At 70.1% G+C, this 17,197-nt stretch carries 17 protein-coding genes; 11 read left to right on the top strand and 6 right to left on the bottom strand.

Going from position 1 to position 17,197, the window contains the following annotated elements; genetic code table 11:
* Positions 1 to 7: 7 nt before the first annotated feature.
* Positions 8 to 2,848: a leucine--tRNA ligase gene (gene leuS / locus OHS18_RS30625; protein WP_328613228.1), complete on the top strand. Its 2,841-nt coding sequence runs from the start codon at positions 8 to 10 to the stop codon at positions 2,846 to 2,848.
* Between the two features lie 420 nt (positions 2,849 to 3,268).
* Positions 3,269 to 4,006 carry an SDR family oxidoreductase gene (locus OHS18_RS30620; protein ID WP_328613227.1) on the top strand — a complete coding sequence of 246 codons (738 nt, stop codon included), beginning with the start codon at positions 3,269 to 3,271 and terminating at the stop codon, positions 4,004 to 4,006.
* Here the strand turns inward: OHS18_RS30620 and OHS18_RS30615 are convergent.
* From OHS18_RS30615 to OHS18_RS30590, 6 genes are all read right to left on the bottom strand, one after another.
* Entirely contained in the window at positions 4,003 to 4,740 is a 738-nt protein-coding gene (locus OHS18_RS30615) for a TetR/AcrR family transcriptional regulator (protein ID WP_328446755.1), read from the bottom strand. The genes OHS18_RS30620 and OHS18_RS30615 overlap by 4 nt on opposite strands.
* A 72-nt stretch (positions 4,741 to 4,812) precedes the next feature.
* Complete coding sequence (locus OHS18_RS30610) at positions 4,813 to 5,442, bottom strand: DUF3558 domain-containing protein (RefSeq protein ID WP_328613226.1); 630 nt, start codon at positions 5,440 to 5,442, stop codon at positions 4,813 to 4,815.
* The gene (locus OHS18_RS30605) at positions 5,439 to 5,849 is read right to left on the bottom strand and encodes a hypothetical protein (protein WP_328613225.1); all 411 of its coding nucleotides are present in this window, start codon (positions 5,847 to 5,849) and stop codon (positions 5,439 to 5,441) included. The genes OHS18_RS30610 and OHS18_RS30605 overlap by 4 nt, the downstream gene beginning before the upstream one ends.
* Positions 5,846 to 6,598, bottom strand: a complete 753-nt coding sequence (locus tag OHS18_RS30600) for an ESX secretion-associated protein EspG (RefSeq protein WP_328613224.1) — start codon at positions 6,596 to 6,598, stop codon at positions 5,846 to 5,848. The genes OHS18_RS30605 and OHS18_RS30600 overlap by 4 nt, the downstream gene beginning before the upstream one ends.
* Positions 6,595 to 7,965, bottom strand: a complete 1,371-nt coding sequence (locus tag OHS18_RS30595) for a hypothetical protein (RefSeq protein WP_328613223.1) — start codon at positions 7,963 to 7,965, stop codon at positions 6,595 to 6,597. Before OHS18_RS30595 ends, OHS18_RS30600 begins: the two co-directional genes overlap by 4 nt.
* A gap of 60 nt (positions 7,966 to 8,025) precedes the next feature.
* A complete protein-coding gene (locus OHS18_RS30590) occupies positions 8,026 to 8,406 on the bottom strand; it encodes a hypothetical protein (protein ID WP_328446765.1) in 381 nt (126 codons plus the stop codon).
* Positions 8,407 to 8,575: 169 nt separating this feature from the next.
* On the opposite strand from OHS18_RS30590, the gene OHS18_RS30585 reads away from it, so the two are divergent.
* The 9 genes from OHS18_RS30585 (at position 8,576) to OHS18_RS30545 (ending at position 17,140) form a co-directional block, all read left to right on the top strand.
* Positions 8,576 to 9,100 (top strand): YbaB/EbfC family nucleoid-associated protein, encoded by a 525-nt coding sequence (locus OHS18_RS30585; RefSeq protein WP_328446767.1) that lies wholly within the window; start codon positions 8,576 to 8,578, stop codon positions 9,098 to 9,100.
* Positions 9,101 to 9,122: 22 nt separating this feature from the next.
* Positions 9,123 to 9,437, top strand: a complete 315-nt coding sequence (locus OHS18_RS30580) for a hypothetical protein (RefSeq protein ID WP_328613222.1) — start codon at positions 9,123 to 9,125, stop codon at positions 9,435 to 9,437.
* Entirely contained in the window at positions 9,437 to 10,606 is a 1,170-nt protein-coding gene (locus tag OHS18_RS30575; RefSeq protein WP_328613221.1) for a WXG100 family type VII secretion target, read from the top strand. Before OHS18_RS30580 ends, OHS18_RS30575 begins: the two co-directional genes overlap by 1 nt.
* Positions 10,603 to 11,688, top strand: a complete 1,086-nt coding sequence (locus OHS18_RS30570) for a hypothetical protein (RefSeq protein ID WP_328613220.1) — start codon at positions 10,603 to 10,605, stop codon at positions 11,686 to 11,688. The genes OHS18_RS30575 and OHS18_RS30570 overlap by 4 nt, the downstream gene beginning before the upstream one ends.
* 355 nt (positions 11,689 to 12,043) lie before the next feature.
* Positions 12,044 to 12,913: a ribokinase gene (locus OHS18_RS30565; protein WP_328613219.1), complete on the top strand. Its 870-nt coding sequence runs from the start codon at positions 12,044 to 12,046 to the stop codon at positions 12,911 to 12,913.
* A 28-nt stretch (positions 12,914 to 12,941) separates the two neighbouring features.
* Positions 12,942 to 13,691 (top strand): hypothetical protein, encoded by a 750-nt coding sequence (locus OHS18_RS30560; RefSeq protein WP_328446777.1) that lies wholly within the window; start codon positions 12,942 to 12,944, stop codon positions 13,689 to 13,691.
* Entirely contained in the window at positions 13,681 to 15,351 is a 1,671-nt protein-coding gene (gene ptsP / locus OHS18_RS30555; protein WP_328446779.1) for a phosphoenolpyruvate--protein phosphotransferase, read from the top strand. The genes OHS18_RS30560 and ptsP overlap by 11 nt, the downstream gene beginning before the upstream one ends.
* A gap of 413 nt (positions 15,352 to 15,764) precedes the next feature.
* The gene (locus OHS18_RS30550; protein WP_328613218.1) at positions 15,765 to 16,763 is read left to right on the top strand and encodes an MFS transporter; all 999 of its coding nucleotides are present in this window, start codon (positions 15,765 to 15,767) and stop codon (positions 16,761 to 16,763) included.
* Positions 16,730 to 17,140: a hypothetical protein gene (locus tag OHS18_RS30545; protein WP_328613217.1), complete on the top strand. Its 411-nt coding sequence runs from the start codon at positions 16,730 to 16,732 to the stop codon at positions 17,138 to 17,140. The genes OHS18_RS30550 and OHS18_RS30545 overlap by 34 nt, the downstream gene beginning before the upstream one ends.
* Positions 17,141 to 17,197: the final 57 nt, after the last annotated feature.

Below are 17,197 nucleotides of genomic sequence, written 5' to 3'. Positions count from 1 at the left end.
GACGGCGATGACCGAGACAACAGGGACCGACGTCCCGGCGCACCGCTACACGGCCGCGCTGGCCGGTCAGATCGAGCGGCGCTGGCAGGACTTCTGGGCCGACCACGGCACGTTCCACGCGCCCAACCCCGTCGGGCCGCTCGCGGTCGAGGGGCAGCCGGTCCCCAGCGACAAGCTGTTCGTCCAGGACATGTTCCCGTACCCGTCGGGCTCCGGCCTGCACGTCGGGCACCCGCTGGGCTTCATCAGCACCGACGTCTTCGCCCGCTTCCACCGGATGATCGGGCGCAACGTGCTGCACACGATGGGCTTCGACGCGTTCGGCCTGCCGGCCGAGCAGTACGCGGTCCAGACCGGGCAGCACCCGCGCAAGACGACCGAGGAGAACATCCGGACCTACCTGCGCCAGATCCGGCGCCTGGGCCTGGGCCACGACGAACGCCGTCGCATCTCCACGATCGACCCCGAGTACTACCGCTGGACGCAGTGGATCTTCCTGCAGATCTTCAACTCCTGGTACGACGTCGAGGCGGGCGGCGCGCGCCCGATCGCCCAGCTGGAGGCCGCCTTCGCCGACGGCTCGCGCCCGACGCCGGACGGCCGTGACTGGGCGTCGCTGAGCGCGGTCGAGCGCAAGACGATCATCGACGACCACCGCCTGGTCTACATCTCCGAGGCGCCGGTCAACTGGTGCCCGGGCCTGGGCACGGTGCTGTCGAACGAGGAGGTCACCGCGGACGGCCGCAGCGAGCGCGGCAACTTCCCGGTGTTCCGCCGCAACCTGCGTCAGTGGATGATGCGGATCACGGCGTATGCGGATCGCCTGGTCGACGACCTGGACCTGCTGGACTGGCCGGAGAAGGTCAAGTCCATGCAGCGGAACTGGATCGGCCGCTCGCACGGCGCCCGCGTCACGTTCAAGGCCGGCGAAGACGCCATCGAGGTCTTCACGACCCGGCCGGACACCCTGTTCGGTGCCACCTACATGGTGCTGGCGCCGGAGCACCCGCTGGTCGACAAGCTGACCGCGGCCACCTGGCCCGAAGGCGTCGACAAGCGCTGGACCGGCGACGCGGCGACGCCCGCCGACGCCATCGAGTCCTACCGCGTCGCGGCGTCGCGCAAGTCCGAGCTGGACCGGCAGGAGAACAAGGAGAAGACCGGCGTCTTCACCGGCGCGTACGCGACGAACCCGGTCAACGGCAAGCAGATCCCGGTCTTCGTCGCCGACTACGTGCTGATGGGCTACGGCACCGGCGCGATCATGGCCGTGCCCGGCCAGGACGTCCGGGACTGGGAGTTCGCCGAGAAGTTCGGGCTGGAGATCATCCGGACCGTGCAGCCGACGGAAGGGTTCGACGGCAAGGCGTTCACCGGTGACGGCCCGGCGATCAACTCCGGCTTCCTGGACGGCATGGACGTCGCCGAGGCCAAGAAGACGATCATCGAGCGCCTGGCCGAAGACGGCACCGGCGTCGGCACCGTGCAGTTCAAGCTGCGCGACTGGCTGTTCTCGCGCCAGCGCTACTGGGGCGAGCCGTTCCCGGTGGTCTACGACGAGGACGGCGAGGTCCACGCCGTCCCGGAGTCGATGCTGCCGATCGAGTTGCCCGAGGTGGCCGACTACTCGCCGGTGACGTTCGACGCCGACGACCGCGACTCGATGCCGTCGTCCCCGCTGGCCCGCGCGACCGACTGGGTCGAGGTCGAGCTGGATCTGGGTGACGGCCCGAAGACCTACCGCCGCGACATCAACACGATGCCGAACTGGGCCGGTTCGTGCTGGTACCAGCTGCGCTACGTCGACCCGACGAACGCGGAGTCGTTCTGCGCGCCGGAAAACGAGGCGTACTGGATGGGCCCGCGTGCCGCCGAGCACGGCGCGGACGACACCGGCGGCGTCGACCTGTACGTCGGCGGCGTCGAGCACGCGGTGCTGCACCTGCTGTACTCGCGGTTCTGGCACAAGGTGCTGTTCGACCTGGGCCACGTGACGTCCAAGGAGCCGTACCGGAAGCTGTTCAACCAGGGCTACATCGAGGCGTACGCGTACACGGACGCCCGCGGCGTCTACGTCCCGGCCGAGCAGGTCGAGGAGCGCGACGGCAAGCACTTCTTCGAGGGTGAGGAAGTCAGCCAGGAGTACGGCAAGATGGGCAAGAGCCTGAAGAACGTCGTCACGCCGGACGAGATGGCCGAGAACTACGGCGCCGACACGTTCCGCTTCTACGAGATGGCGATGGGCCCGCTGGCCATGTCGCGCCCGTGGGCGACCAAGGACGTCGTGGGCTCGCACCGCTTCCTGCAGCGGCTGTGGCGCCTGATCGTCGACGAGGCGAGCGGCGAGCTGCGAGTGTCCACAGAGGACGCTTCGGAGGCGGACCGCAAGGTGCTGCACCGAACCGTGGCCGGCGTCCGCGAGGACTACGCGGAGATGCGCTTCAACACGGCCGGCGCCAAGCTGATCGAGCTGAACAACCACGTCACCAAGGCGTACGGCGCGACCGCGTCGACGCCGCGTGAACTGGCCGAGCCCCTGGTGCTGATGCTGGCCCCGCTGGCCCCGCACATGGCGGAGGAGCTGTGGCACCGCCTGGGCCACGCGGATTCCCTGGTGCAGGGCCCGTTCCCGGTGGTGGACGAGAAGTACCTGGTCGAGGACTCGGTCGAGTACCCGATCCAGGTCAACGGCAAGGTCCGCTCCCGCGTCACGGTCCCGGCGGACGCCGCCGCGGACGCGGTCCAGGCGGCGGCGCTGGCGGACGAGAAGGTCGCGGCCCTGGTCGGCGACGGAACGCCGCGCAAGGTGATCGTGGTGCCGGGCAAGCTGGTCAACATCGTCCTGTGACCTCCTGTGGTGGCCACCTCTTTCGCGGGGGTGGCCACCGCCGGTTTCCTTTCCGGCAGGTTGTCCGCATCTGCCACCGGCTTCGCGCATGCCGCGGTTGCCCGCACTCGACGTCGCCTTCCGGCAAGAGCTCGACGTCCTCGATCCGCCTGCGCGGCGGCTGTCCGTACGCGCCGCCGTTTCCTACGGGCGCCAGTTGTCCACACCCACCGCCGAATGTGGACAACTGTTGCCGCACAGCCCCTTTTCCGGCCCTCCGTCGTACCCCGCCGATAGACTGGACCTGGGGACGCCCCCCTGGGAGTGGCGGGGGGACGGCCGGGCTCGCAGCGCGACGGCGGAAACGTGCCAGTGCTCGCGAGGGGTTCGCGATGTGATTGAGCGGTCAAGGAAATCCGCTCGATCGAAGGAGAACCCGGCATGACCCTCGACGGCAAGGTGGCACTGGTGACGGGCGGCAGCCGCGGCATCGGCGCGGCCACGGCACTGCGGCTCGCCGAGGACGGCGCGGACGTCGCGCTGACGTACCAGCACAACGCAGGGCAGGCAGCTGAGGTGGTCGACAAGATCAAAGCTCTCGGCCGTCGCGCGCTGGCGATCCAAGCGGACTTGGCGGACGCCGCGGCGGCGTCGGCGGCCGTGGAGACCGCGGTCGCGGAGTTCGGCCGGCTCGACGTCCTGGTGAACAACGCCGGCGTCGGCTTCGTCGGCCCGCTGTCGGACACCGCACTCGAGGACGTCGACCGCGTGCTGGCGGTGAACGTCCGCAGCGTGCTCGTCGTGACCAAAGCGGCGGCGGGCCACCTGGGCGACGGCGGCCGCGTGATCACGATCGGCAGCTGCGTGACGGACCGCGTGCCCGGCCCGGGCATGGTCCTGTACGCGACCAGCAAGGCGGCGATGGTCGGCCTGACCAAGGCCCTGGCGCGCGAGCTCGGCCCGCGCGGCATCACGGTCAACCTGGTCCACCCGGGCCCGACGGACACGGACATGAACCCGGCCGACGGCCCGTACGCGGCCGACCAGCGCGCCCTGACGGCGTTCGACCGCTACGGAACGCCGTCGGAAGTCGCCTCGGCGGTGTCGTTCTTGGCGGCCCCGGCCGGCGCCTACGTCACGGCGTCGACCCTCTCGGTCGACGGCGGCCACGCGGCCTAGCTGCGGTCGAGCCCGATTTCCTTCGCGAGGTCGATCAGCATGGCCTCGAAGAGGACGTCCGGCTTGGACATCGGGATCGGGTAGTTGCCGAAGACCTCGAGCGTGACGTGCCCGTAGAGCCGGGCCCAGAACTGGATCATCAGGTACGTCACGCCGAGGTCGAGCCGCTCCGCCGGAATGTTCTGCCCGGACTCCGACAGCACGTCGGCCAGCGACTGCTGGAACGTCATGAGGTCGTCGCGCAGCTCATCCGGGACCCCGCTGCTGGGCGGCGTCACCAGATCGTGCATCGCCAGCACCCGCCCGGCGGCGGCCAGGAAGATCCGCCCGAACGGCTCGTCGACCCGGCTCAACGCACTCCCGGCCGCCGACCCGACCCCACCGGTCGGCGACGCGAAGACGAGCGTGAACTCCTTCGTGTGGGTGAGCGCCCACCGCCGGAAGCCCTTGCAGATGGCGAACAGCTGCAGCATCCCGTCATCGGGCAGCTCGGCGATGTCCTCGGCGAGCTCGTCGGCCAGGTCCGCGCAGACGTCCAGCCGCAGGTTCTCGACCAGGTCATCACGAGACTCGTAGTACCGGTACAGCGCGGGCGCGGTGATCCCCAGCTCCCGCGCGATCGCGCGCAGCGTGACCGCCTCGGGCCCCTGCTCGACCAGGAGCCTCCGGGCGGTCCGCCGGATGTCCAGTTCGGTAGCCGCACGCGCGCGACCCCTCCGCGTGGGGTGGCTCATCCGAACAGTCTAGGCGCTTACGACAACAAGTCCCGAACCAACGCGGCGGCGAAGGTTACGGAAAGGTGCAGCTCAGGCCTTCGCCTTGAGGTTGGTCATCACCGTGTCGGCAACGCCGCGCCCGAGGTCGCACGCGTCCTTGCCTTCGCCGGCGGCCTTGTCGCCGAGCGTCAGCGAGACCGAGTAGGCGAGTTCGTCCGAGACACCGACGGTGATCACGCAGGACCGCTTGTGTTCAGGGTCGATTCCCGTGTCGACATAAGCGACGGTCGGATAGCCCTGGACCGGATCCAGGTCGTCGACCCACCTGGCGGCCTTCGGCTTCTCGTTCTTGTACGTGAGACTGATGCCTTGGCCCGTCTTGGTTTCGTATCCGACGAGGATGCCTGCACCGCTGCCCGAATCACTGCTCCAAGTACAGGACGGACCCAGCGTTTCCTCTTTCTCCAATGGTGAACCCGGCCGGCCGAGGTACCCGGTGAGCTGCTCGGCGGTGAGGGCCGAGTCGCAAGGACTACCGTCCAGCACTGATGCGGGAAGAGGGTTTTCCACCTTCGGGGCACCGCTGTTCGGTAGTTCTGCCGCGCTCGTGGTCGCCGATGACTCTGTCGTAGCAGGAGACTTGTTGCTGTCAGTGCATGCCGCCAGGCCAAGTGCGCCGAAGAGCACGGCAACCGGGAAAACCAAAGATCGACGGTTCATTCGAGAGACCCACTTATCCGCTTGGCCGAGTCAGCAGCTTCTTGATCAGTAGCCTCGGTGATTCCGAGCGCCTGCCTCAACCTGGTGATCAATTCGGTGTAATAGTTGTACTGATATCCGAGATGACCCCGGTAGTAGCGAGCGGCTTCGTTGATCCCATTGGGCCCGTCGACCGCCGCTCGACTGACGGGTTCGTCGGCAGGCGGCACCGCCTTGACCATCCACTCGGTGGATACCAACTGCTCGTTGACCGTTTTCCGCTGGTCTTCGGCCTTCTTGAGCATCGCCCGCATCTCCGAGCTGCTCATCGCGAACCCCTGCCCGCCGGCAGGCCGCGAAGCCCCGCTGGGCATATCCGTCGCCCAGAAGCCGACGCCGCTGAAGATCGCGCCTCCCGGATCCGTCATCGTGCTCCTCCCCCTAGCCCGTTGAGCGTCGCGTACAGCACGTCGACCAGTGCCGCCCGGGTGCCTGGCTGGAAGCTGACCATCCGTTCGCGCCCTGGGAACGCGTACGTCAGCACCCGTCCGACGCCGAGCGCGTCCACCGCCGTGATCGGCGCGCTGCGGGAACCGCCGTTGACCGCGTAGCACTGGTGCAGCCCCGTCCGCTTTGCCGCCATCAATCGCCGGGCCCACGGCAGTGGGTCGCGGGCGTCGTCGGACGTCGGGTCGGAGAGTTCGTACGAGTCTTCGACGGCTCGGCCCGAGAACCTCGACTCCGGGATCGCCACGCGCTCGATCCGGGCGGGCGGGACCGGCGGCAGCACGTCCACCAGCGATTCGGCGAGGCGCGCCGGCTCCACGGTGTCGATCCGGACCGTGTCGTCCTTCCGGATCAGCCGGAACGCGGCCGGGCCGTCGGCCGAGACTAGGACCGTGCCCGACTCGTCGGCTTCGATGTCGCCCAGCCACGCCGTGAACTGCCGCGAGCCGCGCGCCAGGACGCGCAGGATGTCGCGGAACTCGCGTGTCAGCGTGCCGCGGGCGGCGAGCCGAAGCGACGTGAGGACGTCGAGCACCTTGTCGTCGAGCCGCTTGCGGGTTTCGTCGCCGAGCCAGAGGTTGTCCGGTCCGAGGACCGCCGGGGGTGGGCCGTGCCGCTCCCACTCCCAGGCCGTGAGCAGCGCGGACTTGGGCAGGTAAAGCACCGTCACAGCCCGATCACCGGGGGCACGGTCCTCTCGTCGGAGCCGCCGAAGACGCTCTCCGGGTCGGCTTCCACCAGGTACGACGCGCGCTGGTGCTCTTCGTCCTCGGTTTTGCCGCCCTTGGCGCCCTGGCCCATGCCGCCCATCCCGGACGCGCCCGGCTTGCCCGCCGCGCCGCCGCGGATCCCGCCGGCCGCGCCTGGACGTCCTTCGCCGGGAAGTCCCGCTCCGGTGGACGCGCCGGGAGCACGGGCGCCGGTGGCGCTGCCCGTTCCCGGCGACGAGCCCGAGCCCGGGCCGAATCCGCCGCTGCCACCAGGGCCGAAGCCGCCACCGGGCCCGAAACCACTACCGGGACCGAAGCCGCCACCCGGGCCGAAGCCGCTTCCCGGTGAATACGGCGAACTGCCCGGCGGCTGGTAGCCCGGCGGGAACTGCGTCGACGACGGTGGGACGTAACCCTGCGCCCGGACGCTGTCGTCCACGCCCGGTACCTGCGTGTGCGAGCCCGGCGGCGTCACCTGACCCGGAGGCGGCGGCGCGACAGGCGGATGGACCGCCGGCGGTGGCTGCACCTGTGCGTCGATCGAGTGGTCGTGGTCGCCGCGGACCTGGGTGCGTTCCTTCTTCCCCGGCGGCTCGACCGGGTCCTTCACCTCGAAGTCGCCGCCGTCGTACGCGCCGAGCCGGCCGTAGTCGATCGTCCGGCCCGCGGTGTTCGTGCTCGACTGCTGCGAATACGAGTTGTACCGCTCGACGTTCTCCTGGGCCTTCTGGTTGTACTGGTTGATCTTGTCTTCGGTGTCGGTGTCCCACGGTGTCGCGACGTCCCAGGCGCTGCGCGTCGGCGGCTGGTCGGTGACGTCCGGGTGCAGCGAGTTCCGCATCTGGTGGAACTGGTCGATCTGCGTCTGGGACAGCGTCGAGTTGCGGTCCAGGGTCGCCGACGCCGAGGTTGCCGACGCCGTCAGCGGCTGGAGCCGTTCCCGGGCCGCGTCCGAGGCGCCGCCGGTCCACGCCGACTCGAGCCCGGACGTCAGCTCGCGTGTTCCTTGCTCCAGCTGCCGCTGGTACGTCGACTGGTCGACGCCGGCCTTGTGGACGTCCTGCAGCGAGCCGGTGCCCGGCCCGGTCAGCACGGCGTGCACCAGCTGCCCCGGCGACAACCCGGCGGCCTGCGGATTGTCCGCGCCGGTACCCGTTTGTGAAGCGATGTAGCCACCCGCGATCGCGCCGAGCGGACCGCCCGCGAGCAGGCCGACGCCCGCTCCGGTCAGGACCTTGCCGAGCCCCTCGGCCCCCGACTCGACGGTGTGCGCGATCTCCGACCCGACGTGCTTGGCAGCGTCGAGCATGTCGCCGAACAACCCCACCGAACTGCGCTCCCCTCGCGTTCGATCTCCCCTCTTGCGTTACGGACAATAGCGCACCGGTTACAGCTGGTGGGAGGAAACGACCTGGTCGGGGCTCCGGGTCTGCCACCGCGTCAACGGCCGCAGCAGCCACATGCAGGGCACGGTCATGCCGAGCGCGCAGAAGAAGTGCACGATCCACGCCCCGGTCAGGGAGGGTCCGCCCCACGATCCGGCGGCGTCGGCGTCACTCCAGAAGAACCCGAAAGTCGCGATGCGGCCGACGAGGTACCAGACCAGCAGCGAGACGAGGAACGCCGCCGCGCCGGCGGCGACGCCCCCTCGCCGAGGTTCGGCGCCCAGCAGCCGCCGCGCCAGCCGTCGCCGCACCTCGGGGCCGCCCAGGTACGCGGGGAGCGCGAGGAGGGCGTAGATCGTCCGCTTCCAGTCGGAAATGCTCATGAAGAGCACGCTAGGACGCGCTGAACAGCGCAAACACCCGGTTGGCCGCCCAGTCGGGTGGGGAAAACCACGGGGCGTTCGTCACAAAGTGCGCAACTGCCCGCGACTGTCGGTGCCGTATGCCACACTCGGTCGCCGTACGGTTACTGACGTGAACGGGGAGGTTCGCGTGACGAACCCTGAGCAGTTGATCGCGGACTTCGAGTCCAGGATGGCCGAGTCTCAGCGCAAGGCTCAGCAGATGGTCGGCGAGATCGAGGCGGTCTCGGTTTCCGAGCGCAGCAAAGACGGCCAGATCGGGGTCGAGGTCGACCACGCCGGCAATCTGGTCGGCTTGGAAATCGGCATGAGCGTGCGCGAAAAGCCGAACCTCGCCGACGAGATCCTCCGCACGGTCAAGGCCGCCCAGAGCAAGCTCGCGGCGGCTGTGCAGGCCGGGGTCACCGACCCGGTCGGACCGGAAGTGATGAACGAGCTGGTGAGCCGGCTCCGGCAGAGCTTTCCGCCACCGGACCCCGAAGGTTTTCCGACGCCGCAGGCGACACCACAGGAAGACGTCCGGTTCGTTCCCGAAGAGGAACGCGGGTTGCCGCCAGAGCCGAAGCCGCCGGCTTCGCCACCGCGCCAGAGCCGGCCGCCGACCGGTGACGGCCATGACGACGACTACTTCAGCGACGGCGATTACCTGCGCTGAAGCGCGGGAGGGGAGGCAAGTCATGGCGGGACCAGGTGGCCCGGGCTTCGCGGTCGACACGCATGAGCTGCAGACGCACCGGGAACACATCGAGGCACTCACGGACCGGATCGATCGGTGCAAGGAAGCCGCTCAGGCGACGGAGCACCCCGAGGCTTTCGGCCTGCTGGGGATCCCGCTCGCGGCGATCTGCGCCGTTGCCCAGCAGGTCGCGGAGATCGCGATCGAATCGGCGTCGACCGCGTCGTACGACCACTCGGCCCGTATTCAGCTGTGGCAGCAGATGAAGAACGCCGACGAGGCTGAATTCGAGGACCTGTTCAAGGTGGAGGACTGATGGCCGAGTCGCAGGCGGCCGCGAATCCGCTGATCAAGACGGATGCGGAAGACGACCGCAGCGCGCTCGAAGGTGCGGGTCTCTTCCAGGACTTCTGGGACGCGGGCACCGCCGTCGCCGACGGCAACTGGACCGAGGGACTGGCCAACGCCGCGTTCGGCGCGGGGGGCATCGCGGAACTCGTCGCGGATCCCATCGGCACGCTGGCCTCCGCCGCGGTCGGCTGGGCGATGGAGTTCTTCCCGTGGTTGCGAGAGCCGCTCGACTGGCTCACGGGCGATCAGACGGCCTTGGAGAACATGGTCGGGACCTGGGAGAACGTCGGTAAAGAGCTGGAGAAGATCAGCACCGACCTCCAGGACACGGTCAAGAAGGACAGCGAAAACTGGACAGGTCCCTCGGCCGACGCGTATCGCGCTTTCACCGACGATCGCGCGGCGACGTATGCGGGCGTGGCGACCGGCGCCAACGCGATCTCGAAGCTGGTCGAGATCTGCAAGACGATTCTGAGCGTCGTGCGCTCGATCGTGCGGGACCTGATTTCCGAATGCGTCGGCAAGCTCATCAGCATCGCCTGTCGCTACCCGGGGCCGGCGTTGCCGGCGGGCATGGCCACCGAGGGCACCGCGGAAGCCGTCAAGACCGGCAGCAAGTGCATGGAGTGGATCAAGAAGCTGGTCAAGGCCTTCAAGAAGGCCCAGGAGCTCTTCCACCGGATCAGCGGCATCTTCAACCGGGTCAAGGACGTCCTGCGGCGGGGCGCCGACCGCCTGCCCGGCCCGCTCCGGCGAGTCGGCGGCATGCTCGAGTCGAAGGATGCGCAGTCCTTCACCGACAAGGTCCGGAAAGCGCGCCCCACCCGGCAGAAGTGGGGCCAGGTCGTTTCCTCGGAGCACTCCATCGGCGAGAACCTGCGGGACGCCGGGCGGGAGTTCACCAACGACGCCCGTCGGGAGTTCAGTGAGAAGTTCGGCGAGAAGTTCGGCGAAGAGCTCAAGAACGCCACCAAGGAGGAAGCGGGCAAGGAAGTCCTGAAGCACCTGGCCGAGGGGCTCGACGGCGATGACGAGGGCGATGACGATGACGAGTCGCCGGACGAGCAGACCGCCGCTCGACAGCCTGTCTTCGACCACCAGGGTGGCCGGCGGATCTCGGGTTCGATCGAGTGAGCGTGCCGGAAGGGGACCGATTCGTCGTTTCCCGGACCGCCGGCCGGCACTGGGTTTTCGCCGTCGTCTTGCTTCTGGTGGCGTCCGGGTTTCTGTGGATGGCCCTGGCCTCGACTCAGCAAAGCCCTCGGCTCGCCGGGTTCGTCTTCGGCGGTGCGTTCGGGCTCCTCGGCCTGAACCTGGTCCGGCGGTCGCTGAAGAAGCCCGTGGTCAACGAGCTCGTCATCGATTCGACGGGGATCTCGCGGGTGATCGGCGGTGTCGCCTGGGCGGTTCGCTGGGACGAACTTCGCGCAGCTTCGGTGGTGACGCGGAACAACGATCAGGTGGTGCTCAGCCCCGCCGTCGATCGGTTCGAGGACCTGCACCGGAGCTTGGTTCGCATCAGCGACGGCGACTACCTGGTGGCGGGAATCGAGTTGGATGACCGCGAAACGCCGCGCGTGCGCGATGCGCTGGCGAAGTACGTCAAGGTCAACGCCGAACGCGTGACCGATGACCGCCCGGTCCGGCAAGGGCGAACAGTGGCGGCTCCGCGGTCGCCGATGCCGTCCGGTGCGGTGCTCGCCACCGCCGTCACGATCCACGTGAACGGCTGGAACCGAGCAGGGCTGCGGCTGATCCAGTTCTTCGCCCTCATGATCGAGCTGGGGCTCGGCGTCGCGATCGAGTTCGGTCCGCGGAACGGGTTTCGCTCCGCGTGCCAGGTCGTTTTCATCGCCGTCTTCGTCGGAGCGGTCTGGCTGGAGATCTTCGAACAGCGGAGTCGCTCTCGGAAGTTCCGCATCACCCTGGAGCTTTCGGCCGCCGGTCTCCACTGGAGGTCCTACTACCGGCAGATCGTGGTCTCTTGGCCGGAAATCGCGGAGCTGCGCGCGCCGTCCGGACTGGTCGAATTCCGGCCCGCGGACGACGACTTCCCGCTCGACCGCCCCGAACTCGGGCACCTGCGCCAGGGCGATGGCTGGTACCGGCTGCCGTGCGCGCTGAGCGCGACGGCTGCGAAGGAGTTCGAGGCGCGCATTCGCGGGGTCCTGCCCGCGAGCGTGCGCCTGGCCGAGCGCGCTGGTGTACGCCAGTGACTTCGTTGCCGATCGGCCCCAAGCCGGTTTCCGGGAGTTCGCCGCCGGCGTGGCGGCGGGGGCGCCGCCGACGCCGATCACTCGGGGGGCTACGTGATCGGCGCCGGCGACCCGATGCCCTGCCCGGCTCGCGCCGGTCGGGCCACGTCATCACGTCTCCGCGATGACGCACCAAGAGAGCGGAGCCGGTCTCTGAAGTGACGTCCGGGGGACATGCATCCCCCGAACGAGTGACGGACATCCGCTGCTCGCATGATTGTCGCACTCAGCCCCGGATAAGTTACAAAAACCTTCACTTTCTTCCGCGACGACCCTGATGACCTGGTCGGACGGTGTTTCGTGGCAAAGTACGTCCATGAACTCGGACGTGCTCGTTGTGGGATCCGCCAACGCCGACCTCGTCGTCGCGGTGGATCGGCGTCCGGGCGGGGGCGAGACCGTGCTGGGCGGCGACACCGTGCTCTCCCCCGGCGGCAAGGGCGCCAACACGGCGGTCGCGGCCGGGCGGCTCGGGGCGGACGTCGCGATGCTCGGCGCCGTCGGCGACGACACGTACGGCCGGCTGCTGCTCGATTCGCTCCGCGCCGCGGGCGTCGACACCGGGCTGGTGCGGACCAGCGACCGGCCGACCGGCATCGCCTACATCACCGTCACCCCGGACGGCGAGAACTCGATCCTGGTCTCCCCGGGCGCCAACTCGAGCCTCGAACCCGCCGACGTCGAAGCCGTCTTCGACGGGGTGCAGGTCATGGTCGCCTCGCTCGAGGTGCCGGTGCCGACCATCGAGCACGCCGTCGCGAAGGCCGCCGAAAAGGGCGTCAAGGTCCTGCTGAACCTGTCGCCGGCGGCGAAGGTCTCCGCCGAGACGCTGGCCAAGCTGGACGTCCTGCTGGTCAACGAGCACGAAGCCGCCTGGCTGACCGGGCCCGGCGCGGACTTCCGGAAGCTGCTCGACCTCGGCCCGCGCGCCGCCGTCGTCACGCTCGGCGCGGCCGGCGCGGTCGTCGTCGAAGCCGGTTCCGCCACCGAAGTCGCGTCGCCGAAGGTCGAGGCCGTCGACAGCACCGGGGCCGGGGACGCCTTCGCCGGCGCTCTCGCGGCGTCCCTCGCCGACGGCGCCGACCTGGTCGCCGCGGCGAAGCGTGCCGTGCGCGTCGCGGCGTTCAGCGTCACCCGGCATGGCGCACAGCCGTCCTACCCGACGGCCGCTGACCTGGGGGAATGATCGTCCGGACGCCCGTGTTGCACCTCACATGGGCGATTCGTTCGGCTCGGCCTGGTGGCGTGGCTACGCAGCTCAGCTGAGGGCGATAGCCGAAGCGAGACGCGCGGACCACCTCGCGATCATGCCGCTCGACGAGACGCTGAAGGCGCTCGGCAGGCAGTTCGAGATCGACGAAGGCGGCTACGACGTGCCGCTGGAGGACATCGTCGGCACCGTGGCCCGCGCCGGCGACTTCGACCGCGAGTTCCGGCCGCGCAACCGGGCCCTGCGCGAACGCTGGGAGAGCCTGACGCGGACGTCGGCCGAGCTCCCGCCGGTGCGGCTCGTGCGGCTCGAAGGCGGCACCGACATGTTCTTCGTCGACGACGGCCACCACCGCGTCGCCATCGAGCGGGCTCGCGGCGCCCGCACCATCCGCGCGCGGGTCCGGCGGATCTGCACGATCGCGTGCGCGATGCGCTGCCTGACGCTCGCGGACCTGCCGTCGAAGACCGCGGAGCGGCTGTTCCTGGAGCGTGTGCCGCTGCCGGACGACGTCCGCTTCGGGCTGTGGCTCGACGATCCGGCCGACTGGTTCCGGCTCGCCGACAGCGCGGAGGCCTGGGGGTTCCGTCGTATGCTGGCCGGACGGCCGGTGTCCAGCCGCGACGAACTGGCCGAATCCTGGTGGCACGAGGAGGTCCGGCCGGTGCTCGAACAGGTACGTCGCCGCGGCTTGTGCCCGCCACCACGAGATATCCAGGCCTATCTGAGCTATGGTCTAGACCATGTCGTCTGAGCTTGATGCCGCCTCCGCTGAGGGACGTACGTCGGTGGGGCCTTTGTCCGGGGTCGCCGTCAGCCCCGGCCGCGCGAGTGGTCCCGTCGTCCGCGTCGCGGAGCCGCTGGGTGAGCCCGCCGCCACTCCGGCCCCGGCCGATCCGGCCGCCGAGGCCGCCCGGATCGCGCCCGCTGCCGAGGCCGTGGCCGCGCGCCTGGAGAAACAGGCCGAGACCGCGTCCGGCGAAGCGGCGACGATCCTGATCACGACCGCCGCGATGGCCGCCGACCCGGCGCTCGCCTCGCAGGCGGAACAGCTGGTCAAGACCCAGGGACTGCCCGCCGCACGCGCCATCTACCAGTCCGCCGAGGGCTTCGCCGAGGCGCTGGCCGCCGCGGGCGGGTACATGGCGGAACGCGTCCGCGACGTCCGAGACGTGCGTGACCGGCTGATCGCCGAGCTGCTCGGCATCGCGCCGCCGGGGGTGCCCGAGCTGGCGTCGCCGAGCGTGCTGGTCGCCCGCGACCTCGCGCCGGCCGACACCGCCGGTCTCGACCCGGCGAAGGTGCTCGCGCTGGTCACCGAAGAAGGTGGCCCGACCAGCCACACCGCGATCCTGGCCCGCGCGCTCGGCATCCCGGCCGTCGTCGCGGTCCGCGGGCTGCTCGCGCTGGATGCGCAAGCGCTTGCGGTCGACGGTGACACGGGTGCCGTCGAGGTCGCCGACCCCGCGGCCCCGGTCGTCACCGCGACGGTGGCGCAGCTGGCCGAGTGGAACGGCACCGGCGCGACGTCCGACGGCCACCGCGTGAAGGTCTACGGCAACGTCGGCTCCCCGGCCGACTCGCAGGCCGCGGCGGACGCGGGCGCCGAAGGGGTCGGCCTGTTCCGCACCGAGTTCTGTTACCTGGACGCGCCGGACGAGCCGTCGGTGGCCGACCAGCGCGCGGCCTACACCGCGGTGCTGTCGCCGTTCCGCGGCAAGCCCGTGATCGTGCGGACCCTGGACGCGGGCGCCGACAAGCCGCTGGCGTTCCTGTCACCGGAAGCCGAGCCGAACCCGGCGCTCGGGGTGCGCGGGCTGCGCGTGGCGTTCGACCGCCCGGAGGTCGTGGACCGCCAGCTCGAAGCGATCGCGGGTGCCGCGGAGGACTCGGGAGCCGAGGTCTCGGTGATGGCCCCGATGGTCGCGACGGTCGAGGAAGCCGCCTGGTTCGCCGACCGCGTCCGCGCGGCGGGGATCGCCCGGGCCGGCGTGATGATCGAAATCCCGGCGGCGGCGCTGAGCGCCCGCGAAATCCTCGAGGTCGTCGACTTCGTCTCGGTCGGCACGAACGACCTGGCGCAGTACACGTTCGCGGCGGATCGCCAGCTGGGCGCGGTCGCGAAGCTGAACGACCCGTGGCAGCCGGCGCTGCTGCGCCTGCTCAAGCTGATCGGCGACGCGGCCAAGGCCACGGGCAAACCGGCGGGCGTCTGCGGCGAAGCGGCGGCCGACCCCCGGCTGGCGCTGGTCCTGACGGGCCTCGGCCTGACGAGCTTGTCGATGAACGCCCCGGCGGTCCGCACGGTGGGCGCCAGCCTGGCGAGCACGACGCTGGCGGAGTGCGAGGCTGTGGCGGAAGCGGCCTTGGCGACGTCGGACCCGACGGCGGCGCGTGCCGCCGCTCGCCCCTGATCCTCGGTACCCGGTCACCCGGCAGGTCGCGCGCAGACGTGCCGCCTCGGGCCCAGACGCCTGAGCCGGTCGGAGGGATGGCCCCGGCAAGGTCGGAGTCACCCCGCGCCTTGCCCGATCGGGTGACGACGGTGCCGCGCCCCCCGCCCTCCCCAGGGGGGCAGCCCCACGCTCAGTCTATCGGTCATCACCGACGGTCCGAGTTTGTGCGAACCTGGGAGGCGGAGTTGTCCACAACGTTCGAGGGGTGTGGACAACAACGTCCGTGAAGGCCACTTCGGACCAAGTCCGAGGTGGCCTTCACCGCGTCCGGAAGACGTCCGGAAGAAAGCAAGAAGCGGAGAACTGTCGATTCCGGCCCGTCCCGCTCGACGCAGGGGTGAAAGGGAAAGCCGAGCCGGGAGGACAGCGACATGACCACAAGTACCCGGGCCGGGCGGCGGGAGTGGGTCGGGCTGGCCGTGCTCGCGCTGCCTACCCTGCTCGTTTCGCTCGATGTCTTCGTACTCGTCCTCGCGCTGCCGAAACTCGCCGTGAGCCTGCACGCCGATGGGACCGAACAGCTCTGGATCATGGACACCTACGGCTTCATGGTCGCCGGGTTCATGGTCACCATGGGGACCCTCGGGGACCGGATCGGCCGGCGGAAGCTGCTGCTCGTCGGGGCCACCGCCTTCGGGCTCGCCTCCGTCGCCGCAGCCTTCTCGACCAGCGCCGCCATGCTCATCGCCGCGCGGGCGGTGCTCGGGATCGCCGGGGCGACGCTCGCTCCCTCGATCCTGGCGCTCATCGGGACCATGTTCACCGACGCCCGGCAGCGCGCGTCGGCGATCGGGATCTGGGCCGGGTGCTTCACCGTCGGGGCGATCATCGGGCCGATGGTCGGCGGGTTCCTGCTCGAACACTTCTGGTGGGGCTCGGTCTTCCTGCTCGGCGTCCCGGCGATGGTGCTGCTCCTGGTCATCGGCCCGAAACTGCTGCCCGAGTACCGCGACGAGACCGCCGGCCGCCTCGATCTGCCCAGTGTCGGGCTCTCCCTCGCCGCGATCCTGCCCGCCGTCTACGGCGTCAAGGAGCTCGCTCGCGACGGCGTCCACCCGCTGCCGGTCACGGCGCTGGTCGCCGGGATCGCCGTCGGGTACGTCTTCGTGAAGCGGCAGCGGACGCTCGACGAACCGCTGCTCGACCTGCGGCTCTTCGCCGGGAAGGCGTTCCGCACCGCGCTCGGCGGGATGCTGCTGTTCAGCATGCTCGGCGGCACCACGATGCTGTTCGTCGCGCAGTTCTTCCAGCTCTCGCTGCACCTCTCGCCGGTCGGGGCCGCGCTCGGGCTGCTGCCCGGGATGGCGCTTCCACCGTCAGCTTCCTCGCCGCTCCCGTGCTGGCCCGGCGGTTCCCGACCGGCACGCTGATCGCCGGCGGTGTCGCCTTGGCCGCGCTCGGCATGGTCGTGCTGGCCTTCGCCGACGCCGGGCCGGTGTGGCCGGCGATCGGGTTCGCCGTGACGTCGCTGGGGGTCGGGCCGATGGTCGCGCTCGGCACCGACCTCGTCATCGGCTCGGTGCCGCCGCGCAAGGCCGGGGCGGCCGCGTCGCTCGCCCAGACCGTCAACGAGTTCGGTTACGCGCTGGGCATGGCGACCGTCGGCACGCTGGGCAACGCCATCGTCCGCTCCCACGACGAGGCCGTCGGCCTGCACGCCGTCGCCGGGCTGAGCGCGGTCGCCTTCGCCGTGCTGGTCTGGTTCGTCGCCCGGCACCTGCGGTCCGCGCAGCCGCTCGCCGTGTGACGGCGAAGGCCTCCCCCGCCCGATGCCTGGGCGGGGGAGGCCTTCTTGACGCCGGGG

The sequence above is a fragment of the Amycolatopsis sp. NBC_00355 genome, from assembly GCF_036104975.1.
Lineage (GTDB): Bacteria > Actinomycetota > Actinomycetes > Mycobacteriales > Pseudonocardiaceae > Amycolatopsis.
Note: the sequence above shows the minus strand (reverse complement) of the source record. Positions and strands in the feature narration are given on the sequence as shown.